The organism is Streptococcus sanguinis (assembly GCF_050220005.1).
GTDB classification, from domain to species: Bacteria; Bacillota; Bacilli; order Lactobacillales; family Streptococcaceae; genus Streptococcus; species Streptococcus sanguinis_Z.
In genome coordinates this window covers 320,632-335,087 of record NZ_CP071413.1, presented here as the reverse complement: position 1 = coordinate 335,087, position 14,456 = coordinate 320,632, and the positions used below count along the sequence as shown (strand labels likewise).

The window sequence follows — 14,456 nt, the reverse complement described above, 5'->3', positions numbered from 1 at the left end:
CACTCCTTTAATTATTAGGTCAGGTATCAATAACTTTCTATATTGTGCGGTAGCTTCAAGTAATTCTTTCTGATCTATATTGGGTTTATCAATTACTTTATGTAAAAACCAGTTTGCTACCGTTGAAACAACAACGATTATAATCTCCCTATAATCATGGAAAAGTAGTAAAAATAGTTGTTATCCTAGTTGATTAAAAAAATCTCTGATTTCCTCATCCTTTATAAAATAATATATAATTTTCCCCTCTCTTCTAGTGTCCAAGATGTTTTGATTGGCTAGTTTACGAAGATGGTGGGAGGCAGATGCCATACTGAGATTTAATAAACAGGCTATATCGCAGACACAGAGTTCTTCGACGGCAAGGAGATAAAAGATGATATTTATCTGTTTATTATCGGTAAATTTTGATAAAATGCGAAGTGATTTTTGGACTTTTTCCTTTTCAAGGTAGTTCGTTGCGGTTGTAACATTTTGTTGATTTATAACATCCACTTGACAGATACTATCTTTTTTCATAATTTTTTCTCCTAGCCTAACACAGCCCATAGCATGTCAAAGCTGTTGTTTTCAATCAGGATATACATCCCCAATCCTAAATAGACAACGGCAATAAACCATCTACTATATTTTTCCAAAGTTTCTCCAACAGAAGGGACTTGTGCTAATTTTTGGGCAGAAAAAACCAAGAGATAAATCATGACTAGAAAAGTAAGTAAAGTCACTATCAAATTCGCTAAATTTAAGGTGGTAAAATATGGGACAAAGACACCAATATTATCAGCGCCACAACTTGCAAAAGTAATCATAGCGACTAGAAAAATCAGGTTTTTATTGTCTTTTCGCAAACCATCTTTTGCAATAGCTTCTCCATCAGAATCTCCTAAAAGCAAAACTTTGAGGCCTAGGAAAATTGGAATCAAACCGAGTAAACCTAAAATCTCTTTACTAGGAATATAATTTAAGACAAATGCAAAAAGCAAACTTAGGAATATTAGACTAACAGAGCCTAGAAATTGTCCTAAATAGATGTTAATGATGTCCTTTCTGCTTTTTCTTTTGGCAAAAAATAACATTAGGATAATAAGTAAGTCTACGGCTGTCCCAGAATACAGGATTATTGAAGTAACAATATTTTGAATCATAAAACACCTCATTCAAATATATTTTTGAATGTATTCTAACATTAACCTTTGTAGATGTCAACTTCAAATCCACCAATTAATAATTGCATGTCAATATTTGTATTGTGAAACTAGTTTCAGAAATATATAGTCTTAAAGTATGTCCACTGCCAATGGTTTTTTCAATATTTAAAAGGAGAGAACCAATTTGGTCCTCTCCAGGGTATAATTTTCCATCAACCCACTACAGTTGACAAAGAGCCGTTATTCTCAAATGAGACAACTCCTTTTAGTTTTTATAACCTCAGCTTCTCGGTCTCTTACCTAGTTTTAATAGAAAGACTACGAAGGACGATTCTTAAAGTAGTCAGATTGTGCAATATCGAAAGATTAGATGGGCTTAACCAATTTAACAACCCAAATCCAATTAAACTTCCATTTATTACAACTGTTTCTTGAATATTTCTTTGAATTAATTTCTGCAACGATTCAGATAAAGAATTCAATTCCTCGAAGAAATCTAAACGATTATCTAATAATAAAATATCACTCATCTGCTTAGAAATATCAGCACTTTCATTCATCACAACCCCAATATCTGCAAGCGTCAAGGCAGCAGAGTCGTTTAACCCGTCTCCAACCATCAAAATAGTTCGGCCAGCTTTCTGTAATTCCTGAACCAACTGAAACTTACCATCTGGTTTTAAATCAGTATAAACGTTGTCAAATGGCAGATCTTTAACCAACTCTTCTGTTCTAGCCAACGTATCACCAGTTGCCAGAATCAGTTTTTTCCCTTGGCGCTTTAGCTTTTTCAATGCAACTTTCGCCTCGCTTCTCAAGGGAGTGTGGATACAAAACATCCCAATTAATTCTTTCTTATAAGCCAAAAACAATAAATTGTAATGAGTCTTATATTGCTCAATCAAGGCCAGCTGCTCAGAACTAATTCTTACCTGTTCGTCTTGCATTAGTACATAATTTCCAATGACAACCGATTGACCATCAATTTGCGATTTAATCCCTTTGCTTGCAACATACTGAAGCTTGCCATGCATTTCTTCGTGTTCAATGCCTTCAATTTCAGCTTGTTTAACAATTGCATTGGCAATAGGATGATAGATATGTTCCTCCAAACATGCACTTATTCTTAAAATATCTTTCTCAGTATAATCTCCGAAAGGAAGAACCTTTTCAACCAAAGGATAACTCGTCGTGATGGTACCCGTTTTATCAAACAAGAAAGTATCCACTTCCAGATATTTTTCTAATACATCACCATCTTTAATAACCATTTCTCGATTTAGACCTTCCTTTATGGCCGTAAGGTAGGCTACAGGTGTGGATATTTTTAGAGCACATGAAAAATCCACCAATAAAAAGGAAATGGCTTTTGAAAACGAACCTGTTAACAGATAAGTCAAACCAGCACCTAAGAAGTTATATTTTACAACCTTGTCTGCCATCCTAATAAAATGACGTTGTTTTGTCTTCTTACTCTCTTCAGATTTTTTCATCAGATTGATGAGTTGCAAAATACGACTGTTTATCTGATTATCAGTCACACGAATTCTTAACTCTCCTGTTTCCAAAACAGTATTCGCACATACAGAATCTCCCTCTTTCTTTTCAACAGGGAAGCTCTCTCCAGTCAAGGAACTCTCATTGACCATGCCTAATCCTGAAACCACTTGGCCGTCAAACAAGATTTCATTCCCTTGGGAGACAACTAATACATCACCTACTTGAACATCAGAACTCTTGATGCTGATGACCATGTCTCCCCGCACTAAGAAAACATCACTTTCTTTAGCAAGAAGGCTTTGTTCCAAATCTGTTGCTGTTTTTTTTAAAGACCACTGATCCAGATGATTACCCAAATCAAGCATAAACATGATGTTGCTAGCTGTCTTGGATTGGTTCATAAACAAGGACAACAAAATGGCCGAACAGTCCAAGACCTCCATGGTTAGTTCCTTGCGCGCTAAAGTTTGATAGGCTTCTTTGACATAACCCAAAGCCTGATAACAAGTCCAAATATAACGAATAGGGTAGGGTACAAAACTTCGAAACAGCAAACGCTTAATCGCTGCACCCGATACAATTGAATAAGCACTCTCTTCTCTACGAATGGGAAGAGTCATCAAGTCCGAAACTTTCCCCTTGTCAATTTTTTTTAAAAAGGCCTCTGCATTTTCTAATACAGAGAAGCCTTCTTTCATACGTAGAGTAAAGTGCTGCTGATCCATATAAAACTGAATAGAGTCGATCCCTTTTTCATCTTTAGCCAAGGAACGAAGATAATCTTGAATATCCAAGGTCAGTGAAAACGAGGACGATAATCGGATATGTTGATATCCTCTGTGTAGCACTTTAAAAGACATATTATTCACCTGTCAGGCTATCTAATTGTTCTTCTTTCTTTTCCTGTTCGTATAAATATTTAGCGTCTTGTAAAACATCATCACCGTGTTGTTTTACAACAGAAACAGATGCATCCAGTCCATCTTTCAATTTGTAAGCTTTAGCCAAGGCCTTAGAATAGCCTTTCTTAGCTTCTTTACTTGCTAAGACTTTCAAGCCAAGCGTCCCAAATGCTACCCCTCCTAAGAAGAGAGATGATTTTTTCGCAACTTTTGCGACGTTTAATACTTCTTTTAACATGTTTATTTCCTCCTTGTAACTATTGTAGCGAAAAATGACAGCAAAAGCAATTGCTGATATCTGATATATAGATAAAATTCTCTATACTGATATTTAATTATATTATGATGAAAACAATATACTTTATTTTTTGATACTGTCAATAATTATGTGTAAACACTTAAGTAGAGTTACGGAGTGTTAATTAAATAAGCTTTCAAGTGTATCAGAACATTGACCAAACCCTTTATGGATTCGTTGACTTTGCTTGAAATTATAATCTTCAAACAACGTAACTAAGTAACGTTCCAGAGCCTCCTCATTAGGAAAAAGAACCTTCTTTTTCGTTTGATGTTTGATTTCTTTGTTAAGAGACTCAATGAGGTTTGTCGAATACATGCTGTGCCAAATCTGGTAGGGAAACTGATAAAAAGTTAAAAGATTATCCGTCTTCTCCAGACTTTCCATGACTTTCCTATACTTTGGTTTCCATTCGGCGAGAAAGTCCTCTAAAGCTTGTCCTGCCATTTCTAAATTTTCAGCACGATAAATCATTATAAATTGCCCCAGAATAACCGCTCTATCTGCTCGTTTCACTTTACTAGCTAGATTTCGACTAATATGAATTAAGCAACATTGTTGTTTAGCTAATGGGTGAGCCTGACTGATAATCTGCTCAAGCCCCTTAAAGCCATCTGTAACTACAAGAGAAATCTGTTGGATTCCTTGGTTTTGAAGCTTGTCTAACAGGGTGGACCAAGAAGCATTGTTTTCTTGAGGCAACTGTGCATAGCATATCTCTATGCGACTAAAGTCGCTAGAGCTATCCTAATTGCGCACCGCCAGTTCTCATAGAAAAAAACACCTTGCAAGATGCAAAGTGTTTTCGTTTGTATTCTGCTGTCCAGCAACGAATTAACGTTTAGAGAACTGGCTAGCTTTACGAGCCTTTTTCAAGCCTGTTTTCTAGTATTTTTATATCTATTGGCAGATTATCCGACTTATCCCCATCAACATCTGACTCTAACTCAACCTCTGAAGAAATCCTAATATTGCGTACTTTGATATATTCGATATTATTGTTACCTACTAGATCCCCTTTTTAATAAATCTGGGATAGCCGATAATTTAGAAATGATGGATGAATCCTTTAAAATCAAGATATTTCCATATTCATCTGTATTTTCATCAAATAGTTTTTTGTCTGCATAGTAATTGGATAGAAGAACTAAGACCTGAGTAGCTTCACCTTCATAATTGCCATTTTTGCTTTCAAAAGGTAATAATTGCTTGTTCATAGCTTGGCGAATCAGTTGCACCAGCCAAATTAATTGTCTTGACCGACGAATAAAGCGACTTCTTTCAAGGATTCGACCATAAGGAAACAGTTGGCAGATTCTATAAAAGTGTCGATGTGATTCGGCACGCTCATCAGACTCGCTACACAGAGCTGGTACATAATATCTGCTATAATTTTCTGGAAGATTTGGTCAAGCGGTCTTTTAGCCGTGTGACAGGCATACAGGAAAAACACTATTTATTTACTTTTTGCACGGGAGGCTTTAAGATGTTGCTGGACGCCTTTCTTGATAATCACTCAGAGTCGCCAGAGTGTCTGGGCTGGGATATGGCAAAGATATACCGCTGCCTGAAACTGTTCTTTGACGCTGATAAACGCGACATATCAATTAAAATGTCGCACTAAAATGATTGAAAAGTGATTGAAACTGTATTATAATGAACGTATATATTTAGAAAAGAGGTACTAACTATGGAAAACCTAGTAGTTTCAGTCTTTAACACTGAAAGCGAAGCTTATCAGTCCTTTGCGGATTTGAAGGCTTTCCGCCAAACTCAGACGACCAAGGTTGCTCAAATCGCCTTGGTCAAAAATGAAAACGGTCACATCGTTGAAAAAGAACGCTATGACTTTGAAGATTCAACGACGGATGCAACCCTAGAAGGTGGCTTGCTCGGTGCAGTTATCGGGCTTTTGGGTGGTCCTATCGGCGTCTTGTTTGGTTATGGTATTGGCAGCCTCTATGGTTTGGCTGCTGGTGATACCGTTGATACGGCAGAAGCTGGCTTGATTGACGTTGTGTCTCAAAAATTGATCGACGGCGAAACAGCCGTTGTCGCCTTGGTGCAAGAAAACAACGAAGCAGTCATCGATGCTTACTTCACCAAGTACGACACCCAAATCGTGCGTTGGGATGTAGCAACCGTCGTAGCCGAAATCGAAGCAGCTCTGCAAGTCCAAGAAGACCTCTACAACCAGGCACGTGCACAAATGAAGGCTGAACGTAAAGCCGAACGCAAGGCTAAACTTGAAGAATTCAAGGCAAATGTCAAAGCAAAATTTGACAAATTGAAAGCCTAACGTCTAAGCGTCTCATAAATTTAAATGTGACTGAGACACCATTTAAAATTTATGTGCGTCGGATTCTCACAGTTAAATAATTGCGTTGACAAAGCCGTTACAGCCGTTCTTCCATTCTTTGAAAAGAATGTTTAATAGACAAGAAATCTGGACTAGTATTGGTCTGGATTTTTTTGTGAATATAGAGGTCATAGCTTTTTGACTATGCTTCGTTATAATTAGAAAAATTTTAAGTTTTATCAAGATGAAATCAGTCAGACGAAGACATCCCGAATTAGCACCAGCATCACCACACAAACTAAGACATACTGGTGCTACTCTTGCTAAACAAGCAGGTGTTTCTCTTGAAGCCTTCTCAGAAGCTCTTACTCATAGTGATAAAGAGATTACAAAAACTTACGTTAATATCAAAGATAAAGTCAATCAGACTGTAGGTGATATTGCTTTTCGTAGTTTAAAAAATTGATGGGGTGAATATGGGGTGAATTTTGGGGTGAACTTTGATTTTTTGAAACAAAAAAGACATCCAAGAAATAATTCTTGAATGTCTGTAAACGTTGATATAATCGTATTGATTAACGTTTTGAGAATTGTGATGCTTTACGAGCTTTCTTAAGACCTGGTTTCTTACGTTCTACCATGCGGGCATCACGAGTAAGAAGGCCTGCGCGTTTCAATGAATCGCGGAAGTCAGGGTCTACTTGAAGAAGGGCACGAGCGATACCGTGACGGATAGCGCCTGATTGACCAGCGTAGCCACCACCATCAACGTTTACGAAAACGTCGTATTGACCAACAGTTGAAGTAACTACGAATGGTTGGTTGATAACCAAGCGAAGGTCAGCGTGTGGGATGTACTCTTCAACATCTTTTTTGTTTACAGTGATTTTACCAGTTCCTGGAACAAGGCGAACGCGTGCAACAGCGTTTTTACGACGTCCAGTACCTGCATATTGTGCTTGTGACATAGCTTATTTGTTCCTTTCCTTAGATAAGTCCTGAAATATCAAGAACTTCTGGTTGTTGTGCAGCGTGAGTGTGCTCAGCGCCTACAAATACTTTCAGCTTCATACCTTGAGCGCGGCCAAGAGTATTGTGCGGAAGCATACCTTTAACTGATTTTTCGATCAAACGAACAGCGTTCTTAGAGCGAAGCTCACCTGCTGAGATTTGTTTCAATCCACCTGGGTACATAGAGTGAGTGTAGTAGATCTTATCAGTCGCTTTTTTACCAGTCAATTTTACTTTTTCAGCGTTGATAACGATTACGAAGTCACCTGTATCAGTGTGTGGTGTAAAGGTTGGTTTGTTTTTTCCGCGAAGTACGCTTGCTACAACAGCAGAAAGGCGTCCAAGAGGGACATCAGTAGCGTCCACTACATACCATTTGCGTTCAACTTCACCTGGCTTAGCCATGTATGTTGTTTTGTTCATGATTTCTCCTATGAATATCGTTTTTGTTTACAGGGCGGATGTTCCGGTCCGCGAGTTATTTGAAAGGTTCCGGGGCCTTACAAATGGGGTAAACAATACCGCCTACTATCATATCAAAAATAGTAGGCAAAAGCAATAGATTTGAAGCAATTATTTATGAAATAGCGATTTCATGTTTTCTTAGTCTTGAATGTCTTGGGCAATACTAAAGAGTCCCAAAGTTCCAGGACCAGTATGGGTAGAAATGACAGGTCCCAGAGGCATGAGGAGAACTTCCTCTACTTGGTCGCTTTCCAGCAGCTGGGCTTTTAGACTCTCAGCAACTTCTTTGGCACCTGCATAGGCAATAACCACCCGCGGGTCAGCAACTCCCTCCAGAGTCATGCGGACAACTTCAGCCTGTGCCTTCTTCTTGCCGCGAACCTTAGCGACCGAGTCCAGAGTCCCATCTCCCTTGACAGCGATAATCGGCTTGATATTGACCAAGCTCCCCATAAGCGCAGCAGTTTTGGAAATCCGACCACCCCGCATGAGATGATTGAGGTCATCAACCAGAAAATATGTCTTGACCTTAGGCACCAAGCTCTCAATCAAGTCTGCTGTCTGCTCCAAGGTCTGGCCTGCCGCTCTAGCTTCTGCCGCTTTCATGACTAAAAGTCCTTCCCCCATAGAAGCCGCCTTGGTATCAATGATGCGAATCAGTGCACCTGGAAAATCTTCCAAGACTATCTCCCGTGCCATGACAGCACTCTGATAAGTACCTGACAGGGCTGAAGCAAAGGCTACATAGAGAACTGGTGTCTCTTCCTTGGCATAGCTACGAAAAACATCTTCAAACTGGCCGACATTGATCTGACTGGTAGTCGGCTTACTGCCGGACTCCATCTTATCCAGAAGTTCTTGGCTGGTCAGCTTGCCTGCGCCAACTGTCTCATAAGTTTGGCCATCTAGCTGAATGGTCAGGCCTAGGACCTGAACATCATTTTCCTGGGTCCAGTTTTCTGGCAGGTCTGCTGTTGAATCGGTTAAAATTTTAAAGGTCATCTTTTTTCTCCATCATTTTTTGTAAATCACGCAAAGATTGGCTGTCCATCGGTCGCAAGGGCGGTCTTTGCAGGTTGATTTGTCCGCTCAGTTTATTGAGGTCTGATTTGGTAACAGCCACTCGCTTCTCTAGCTCTCTAGCGGAAACTCTCAAAGCTCCTTGGGCGAAGACAGTCCACTGCTCATTGAGATCGCTAGTCGCAACTGACACCTGATTTTTGGGTGTATTGAGCTCAGCTGCCAAGCGCTCGATATAGTCATCCGCCGTTTCCTCCTCTTCAGTGAAAACGACCGTCACATTAAACTCCTCGTAGGTCTGCCGAACTCCCGGCATATACTGGGCATCAAAGACGCAGATAACTTCCAGTCCTTCAAAACTGGCATAATTACTGAGCTTCTGAAGCAGAATCGTTCGTGCGGCATCTAGTTCTCCGCGGTTAAAGTAAGGACGAGTCTCCCGCCAAAAGGCCGTCATATTGTAACCGTCCACCAGTAAGATTTTTCTTTTCATAGGCGATTGCGAAATACTTCATACATGAGAATAGCCGCTGCGACACTGGCATTGAGGCTCTGAACATGCCCATTCATGGGAATGGAAATCATCTCGTCCACTTGCTTTTTAATATTGCTTGAGATCCCCTTAGCTTCGTTGCCGATGATGAGGGCCAGCTTGCCTGCTGTATTCCACTTATGAGAAGGCGTCCCCTGCATATCTGTACCGAAAATCCAGAAACCAGCTTCCTTGAGCTTATCCAGAGTCTGGCTGAGATTGGTCACACGGGCAATAGGAATATGCTCAATGGCACCCGTTGAGGTCTTGGCTACGACTGGTGTCACACCGACTGCCCGGTGCTTGGGAATGATGACTCCCGCTACATTGGTCGCGTCAGCCGTCCGCAAGATAGAACCTAGATTATGCGGGTCAGTCAGTCCGTCCAAAATCAATAGGAGAGGATTGTCTTCCTGCTCTGCTTTCTTCAACAGCACCTCGAAGTCAGTATAGGCGAACTCCGCCACCCGCAGGACAAAGCCCTGGTGAACTTCTCCATCAGTCATCTCCTGCAAGGTTTTCTTAGGCGTCCATGAGATAGAAACCTTCTTTTCTGCAGCTAAATCTTTGATTTTATCGACCTTTTTACCACGCAGGTCGTCCTGAATGTAAAGTTTATTTCCAGTGTTAGCTGCGAGAGCCTCTGTCACCGCATGCACACCGTAGACAATATCGTTTTTTTCCATAGGACTAGTATAACACAAAGGCGAACAAATGGCGGCAGGATTTACTCGGGCGAGACAGAATTCTGCTCTGATAAAAAGCAATCAGCAGTCCCCAAGATTCTACGCCTGTCATGCTATAATAGAAAGAAGTCTAAAAAAGGAAACTCTTACTCATGTCTCTCCTCCAACGCACCATCAAGCTAGTACTAGCCACCTGTCTAGCTGCTTGGCTGGCTGACTTTTTAGGTCTGGCCTACTCAACTTCAGCCGGAATTATTGCCATCCTCAGCGTGACCGATACCCGCCGCAGTACTGCAAAGCTAGCTGGCAATCGCTTTTTATCTACCCTGCTGGCTCTGGCTATCGGAAGCCTGGCTTTTCACTTTCTAGGTTTTCATCTCGGAGCATTGGCCATCTATATCGCGCTCTATGTACCTCTGGCCTTTCGGCTTGGCTGGGAAATCGGCATTACCCCCAGTACCGTCCTGGTCACCCATCTGCTCTTAGAAAAATCCACCTCCTGGTCACTGCTTGGAAATGAGCTAGCTCTATTTCTTATTGGAACTGGCTTTGCTCTGCTAGCCAATCTCTATATGCCCTCGCGCCAGCAAGAAATTGACAGCTACCATGAGCAAGTGGAGGAACAGCTGAAAAAGATTTTGCTACGCTTTGAATATTTCTTAAAAGCTGGAGACGGCCGAAATGATGCAGCTCTGATTAAGGAGCTGGACAAGATTTTGCAGCAGGCCTTGCAGCTGGTCTATCTGGACCACTCCAACCACCTCTTTCACCAGACCAACTACCATATTCACTATTTTGAAATGCGACAGGCCCAAAACCGCATCCTGCAAGACATGGCCAGCAATATTAATAACTGCCATCTAGCAGCCAGTGAAAGCTTGATTTTAGCCCGCCTCTTCTCCCAGACCGCTAAGCAGCTGAGCCAAGAAAATCCCGCCCGAGACCTCTTGGACGAGATTGACAACTATTTGACCGTATTTCGCGAGCGGCCGCTCCCTAAGACCCGCCAGGAATTTGAAACCCGCGCCATACTCCTGCAGCTCCTGCGAGACTTGGAAACCTTTATTAGGATTAAGGTAGAATTTTACGAAAATTATAAAGAAGACTAGCTGCCATGGAAAGCAGCTAGTCTTTTCAGTCTATTTTATAATAAAAGGAATTCGGATCTGTATTGGTTCCCAGTCCTTGACCAGCCCAAATCCGATCTCGATCATGATCTGATGCATCTTTATATGTTTCTCCTGCATTAGTGATAGTGTAGTCTTTTCATTTAGGTATAAAAGCTATTACATAACCACCTGCACCTTGCTTAGGGAGGACTCCAATACTAACAAAACCATACATATCTCTTGCACCATATTCGCTCAAATGTTGAGTTTCGCTCACCAAACCATTGGCATCAAACACCAATGTATTTCCAGTACCACTTTTCCAAGTTCCTACAATGCTAGAGTAGTCTCCATTTTTTATCTCTTCTTCATTCATGGAAGATTCAGAACTTTCCGTATTCGTTTCCGTTTTACCCAAGGCTTTCCAGTCCAGAGTGGATAAATCCAGAAAATCGGCCAGTTGTCCTAAGGATTCTTGGCTCTCGCCCTCTGCCACTTTTTCCAATCCATTTCCTTTTGGGTTGAATTTGTAATGAATATATTGAGCCTCAGTAGCTGAAGAGGCACCGCGATAGAGGAAAGTGCCATCTTTCAGAGGCGTCAGAATCATCCGCTCTCCAATCCAAGCCAACTGATTTTCCTTATTTGTCAAACGAAGTGGTTTTTGGTCATCAATAGTATAAATATCCAGAAGATCATACTTCACATCAGCATTCACGCGCCCCATAGCAACAATCAACTCTTCTGTTCCGTTTTTATCTAGGTCATAATAACTATAGAAGACTCCACTATAAACTTGCGGATGATTATCAGCTTGAGAAACAATCCAATTAATCTCTTGGTTTTGTTGATTAGCTTTCGGATTCTGAATCGCCTGAGCATACATATCCAAAATAGAATCATAAAGTTTTATATCAGTTTTTTCAACCTTTTTGCTAGAAGAAGATTTGCTAGAGGAACTGCTAGTCTTGCTACTAGAAACCCTACTAGAAGAAGATTCTGTTTGCTTCTTATTACTGCAAGCACAGAGCAAAAGCAAAGATAAAGTCGCTACCGACAGAGTAAAATATTTTTTCACAGTTTTTCTCCTATAAATGTTTTCTATTGTGTATATTATAGCAAATACAGACACTAAAGAAAAGAGCTGCCGCAGCAACCCTGTTTTAGATATCTTCAATTTATCTAGCTTGTAAACGGAGCTAGATAATTTTTTTTATTTGCTTTCCTCCACCCGTTGAATACACCAGTCAATCAGCTCTTCCAGTCGCTCAATGGCTTCGGTCATATGCAGGTAACCCATGACTGCCTCAAAGCCGGTAGACATACGGTAGGTGACGATGTCCGTATTCTTAGCCTTGGTATGGCTGTTGGCATTGCGGCCGCGCTTGTAGATATCCTCTTCCTTCTCCGTCAGAATCCCTTCTTCCAGCATGAGAGAGATGAGATTGGCCTGAGCCTTGGCAGAAACGTACTTAGTCGCTTCCCTATGCAGCTGATTGGGCTTGGTCAGACCTTGAAAAATCAGGTGGCGCCGAATATACATGGAGTAGACAGCATCTCCCTCAAAGGCGAGAGCAATACCGTTAATCAGGTTGACATCAGTCACGTGTCCACCTCACTCCATCCTTAGTATCCAAAAGCTTGATACCCTGAGCGGCCAATTCATCTCGAATACGGTCTGCTGTCGCAAAATCTCGATTAGCACGCGCTTCTTGGCGTTCCTCAATCAAGCGCTCAATGTCCGCGTCCAAAACTTCTTCTACGAAGACGATACCAAAAACTTCTAAGAGCTTGGCAAAGGCTGCCTTGACTTCAGCGGTGTAGTTACCAGAGTTGATCCACTTGGCTAGCTCGAAGACAACCGTGATACCGTTAGCCGCATTGAAATCTTCGTCCATAGCGGCGGTGAACTTGTCCAGAAAGGCCTGAAGCTGATTAGAATCTGCCTGACCCGTGAAAGGCTGCTCATAGGTATTCTTCAAATATTTGAGATTAGTCGCTGCATCATGAACAGCTTTTTCTGTGAAATTAATCGGCTTGCGGTAATGCTGGGTAGCAAAGAAGAAACGCAGCACCTGACCATCAATGGTCTTGAGGGCATCATGAACGGTGATGAAATTGCCTAGAGACTTGGACATCTTAACATCGTCAATATTGACAAAGCCATTATGCATCCAGTAGTTGGCAAAAGTCTGACCAGTCTTGGCCTCTGACTGGGCGATTTCATTGGTATGGTGAGGAAACTCTAGGTCTGCTCCACCACCGTGGATATCAATAGTATCACCCAAGATCTCCGTCGACATGACCGAACACTCGATGTGCCAGCCCGGACGACCTGCTCCCCAAGGACTGTCCCAGGAAATCTCGCCCGGCTTAGCTGCCTTCCAGAGAGCAAAATCCACCGGATTTTCCTTACGAGCAGTCTCCTCATCCGTCCGACCAGAAGCACCCAACTCCAAGTTTGCCAAGGTTTTGTTGGCTAGTTTGGCATAATTGTGAGACTTTTCCACACGGAAATAGACATCGCCCTCTGACTCATAGGCGTAGCCCTTGTCCACCAAAGTCTGCACGAAGTCAATGATTGCCTCCATAAAATCAATCACTCGCGGATGCTGAGTAGCCGGCTTAACACCTAAGGCCGTCACATCCTCACGAAAAGCAGCGATATACTTGTCAGCCACTTCTTTGGGAGTGATGCCTTCTTCCTTGGCGCGATGGATAATCTTATCATCTACATCTGTAAAATTGGAAATATAATTGACCTCAAATCCCCGATACTCAAAATAGCGACGAACTGTGTCAAAAGCTACTGTTGAGCGGGCATTGCCGACATGGATATAGTTATAAACCGTCGGACCGCAGACATACATGCGAACCTTGCCCTCTTCAATGGGCACAAATTCACGTAGGCTGCGGGTCATGGTGTCGTAAATTTTAATCATGCGGTCCACTCCCTTCTCTATTTCTGACTTTTTCGGCTGAAAACCAGCTCTGCAAAAGGGCCAAATTGTCTGAGGCTATCCAGTTGGTAAAAGCGCTGCCCTTCCTCTTGGGTAAAGAGGGGAACCCCCTTTCCTAGGATAAGGGGTGCTATCTGAATAATGAGGTGGTCGAAAAGATCCGCATCCAAGAGCGGTCCTACCAAGGAATTACCACCAATTACAAAGACATTTTTGCCTTTGTCAATCTGGTGAACAAAGTCCACCACATCCCCAGCTACTGGCTGGTAATTGCTGACAGGCAGGTGCCTATCATGCGTAAAGACATAGTTTTCCGTAGCTTGATAAAAACTTTCTACATCTTGCAAATCTTGGATTTCCTCAAAGGTCCGCTTGCCCATGATGGTGATATCCATTTGCCTGTAAAAGTCATCATAGCCTGTATCCTCTACAGAACCAAGCTGATGCAGCCAGTCTATCCTGTGCTGGCTGTCTGCCAAGTAGCCATCCATGGTGATACAGCCGTAAAAATATACTGCCATTCTTG

At 41.7% G+C, this 14,456-nt stretch carries 17 protein-coding genes and 3 pseudogenes; 4 read left to right on the top strand and 16 right to left on the bottom strand.

All coding sequences use genetic code 11. The features are described 5' to 3' along the window. Positions 1-180 precede the first annotated feature (180 nt). The 7 genes and pseudogenes from cadX to J1C86_RS01735 form a co-directional block, all read right to left on the bottom strand. Positions 181-519, bottom strand: a complete 339-nt coding sequence (cadX, locus tag J1C86_RS01765) for a Cd(II)/Zn(II)-sensing metalloregulatory transcriptional regulator CadX (protein WP_000711078.1) — start codon at positions 517-519, stop codon at positions 181-183. Between the two features lie 11 nt (positions 520-530). Continuing rightward, entirely contained in the window at positions 531-1,145 is a 615-nt protein-coding gene (locus tag J1C86_RS01760; RefSeq protein ID WP_002911684.1) for a CadD family cadmium resistance transporter, read from the bottom strand. Between the two features lie 299 nt (positions 1,146-1,444). Then, positions 1,445-3,508: a heavy metal translocating P-type ATPase gene (locus tag J1C86_RS01755; protein ID WP_009660066.1), complete on the bottom strand. Its 2,064-nt coding sequence runs from the start codon at positions 3,506-3,508 to the stop codon at positions 1,445-1,447. 1 nt (position 3,509) lies between these two features. Next, a complete protein-coding gene (locus tag J1C86_RS01750; protein WP_002893755.1) occupies positions 3,510-3,788 on the bottom strand; it encodes a DUF6110 family protein in 279 nt (92 codons plus the stop codon). A gap of 180 nt (positions 3,789-3,968) precedes the next feature. Then, positions 3,969-4,559 (bottom strand): annotated as a pseudogene (locus J1C86_RS01745) (IS256 family transposase); the annotation flags it as partial. Positions 4,560-4,707: 148 nt separating this feature from the next. Further along, positions 4,708-5,041, bottom strand: a pseudogene (locus J1C86_RS01740) (diacylglycerol/lipid kinase family protein); the annotation flags it as partial. A 3-nt stretch (positions 5,042-5,044) separates the two neighbouring features. After that, positions 5,045-5,188: pseudogene (locus tag J1C86_RS01735) on the bottom strand (IS982 family transposase); the annotation flags it as partial. On the opposite strand from J1C86_RS01735, the gene J1C86_RS01730 reads away from it, so the two are divergent. The 3 genes from J1C86_RS01730 (at position 5,182) to J1C86_RS01720 (ending at position 6,613) form a co-directional block, all read left to right on the top strand. Beyond that, positions 5,182-5,472 carry a hypothetical protein gene (locus J1C86_RS01730; RefSeq protein ID WP_037614148.1) on the top strand — a complete coding sequence of 97 codons (291 nt, stop codon included), beginning with the start codon at positions 5,182-5,184 and terminating at the stop codon, positions 5,470-5,472. The pseudogene J1C86_RS01735 and the gene J1C86_RS01730 overlap by 7 nt on opposite strands. 66 nt (positions 5,473-5,538) lie before the next feature. Next, positions 5,539-6,147, top strand: a complete 609-nt coding sequence (locus tag J1C86_RS01725; protein WP_002893760.1) for a DUF1269 domain-containing protein — start codon at positions 5,539-5,541, stop codon at positions 6,145-6,147. Between the two features lie 244 nt (positions 6,148-6,391). Beyond that, positions 6,392-6,613: a tyrosine-type recombinase/integrase gene (locus J1C86_RS01720; RefSeq protein WP_002893762.1), complete on the top strand. Its 222-nt coding sequence runs from the start codon at positions 6,392-6,394 to the stop codon at positions 6,611-6,613. Positions 6,614-6,722: 109 nt separating this feature from the next. Here J1C86_RS01720 and rpsI read toward each other — a convergent pair whose 3' ends face one another. The 5 genes from rpsI to rlmB form a co-directional block, all read right to left on the bottom strand. Next, entirely contained in the window at positions 6,723-7,115 is a 393-nt protein-coding gene (rpsI, locus tag J1C86_RS01715; protein ID WP_002911681.1) for a 30S ribosomal protein S9, read from the bottom strand. 19 nt (positions 7,116-7,134) lie between these two features. Next, a complete protein-coding gene (rplM, locus tag J1C86_RS01710) occupies positions 7,135-7,581 on the bottom strand; it encodes a 50S ribosomal protein L13 (RefSeq protein ID WP_002893769.1) in 447 nt (148 codons plus the stop codon). Between the two features lie 180 nt (positions 7,582-7,761). Then, entirely contained in the window at positions 7,762-8,625 is an 864-nt protein-coding gene (locus J1C86_RS01705; RefSeq protein WP_002911680.1) for a DegV family protein, read from the bottom strand. Continuing rightward, a complete protein-coding gene (locus J1C86_RS01700; RefSeq protein ID WP_002902298.1) occupies positions 8,615-9,136 on the bottom strand; it encodes an NYN domain-containing protein in 522 nt (173 codons plus the stop codon). Before J1C86_RS01700 ends, J1C86_RS01705 begins: the two co-directional genes overlap by 11 nt. Continuing rightward, positions 9,133-9,861 carry a 23S rRNA (guanosine(2251)-2'-O)-methyltransferase RlmB gene (rlmB, locus tag J1C86_RS01695; protein WP_125409377.1) on the bottom strand — a complete coding sequence of 243 codons (729 nt, stop codon included), beginning with the start codon at positions 9,859-9,861 and terminating at the stop codon, positions 9,133-9,135. The genes J1C86_RS01700 and rlmB overlap by 4 nt, the downstream gene beginning before the upstream one ends. A gap of 152 nt (positions 9,862-10,013) precedes the next feature. On the opposite strand from rlmB, the gene J1C86_RS01690 reads away from it, so the two are divergent. Beyond that, positions 10,014-10,970: an aromatic acid exporter family protein gene (locus J1C86_RS01690; protein WP_061603027.1), complete on the top strand. Its 957-nt coding sequence runs from the start codon at positions 10,014-10,016 to the stop codon at positions 10,968-10,970. A 157-nt stretch (positions 10,971-11,127) separates the two neighbouring features. Here J1C86_RS01690 and J1C86_RS01685 read toward each other — a convergent pair whose 3' ends face one another. From J1C86_RS01685 to J1C86_RS01670, 4 genes are read right to left on the bottom strand one after another with little or no spacing between them, the layout of a single operon-like run. Then, positions 11,128-12,147 (bottom strand): DUF6287 domain-containing protein, encoded by a 1,020-nt coding sequence (locus J1C86_RS01685; RefSeq protein WP_427150809.1) that lies wholly within the window; start codon positions 12,145-12,147, stop codon positions 11,128-11,130. Positions 12,148-12,183: 36 nt separating this feature from the next. Beyond that, entirely contained in the window at positions 12,184-12,576 is a 393-nt protein-coding gene (locus J1C86_RS01680) for a Mini-ribonuclease 3 (protein ID WP_004185361.1), read from the bottom strand. Beyond that, positions 12,569-13,912 carry a cysteine--tRNA ligase gene (gene cysS, locus J1C86_RS01675; RefSeq protein WP_125407661.1) on the bottom strand — a complete coding sequence of 448 codons (1,344 nt, stop codon included), beginning with the start codon at positions 13,910-13,912 and terminating at the stop codon, positions 12,569-12,571. The genes J1C86_RS01680 and cysS overlap by 8 nt, the downstream gene beginning before the upstream one ends. A 17-nt stretch (positions 13,913-13,929) precedes the next feature. Then, positions 13,930-14,451, bottom strand: coding sequence for a dihydrofolate reductase family protein (locus J1C86_RS01670; protein ID WP_000301974.1), 522 nt, complete (start codon positions 14,449-14,451; stop codon positions 13,930-13,932). Positions 14,452-14,456: the final 5 nt, after the last annotated feature.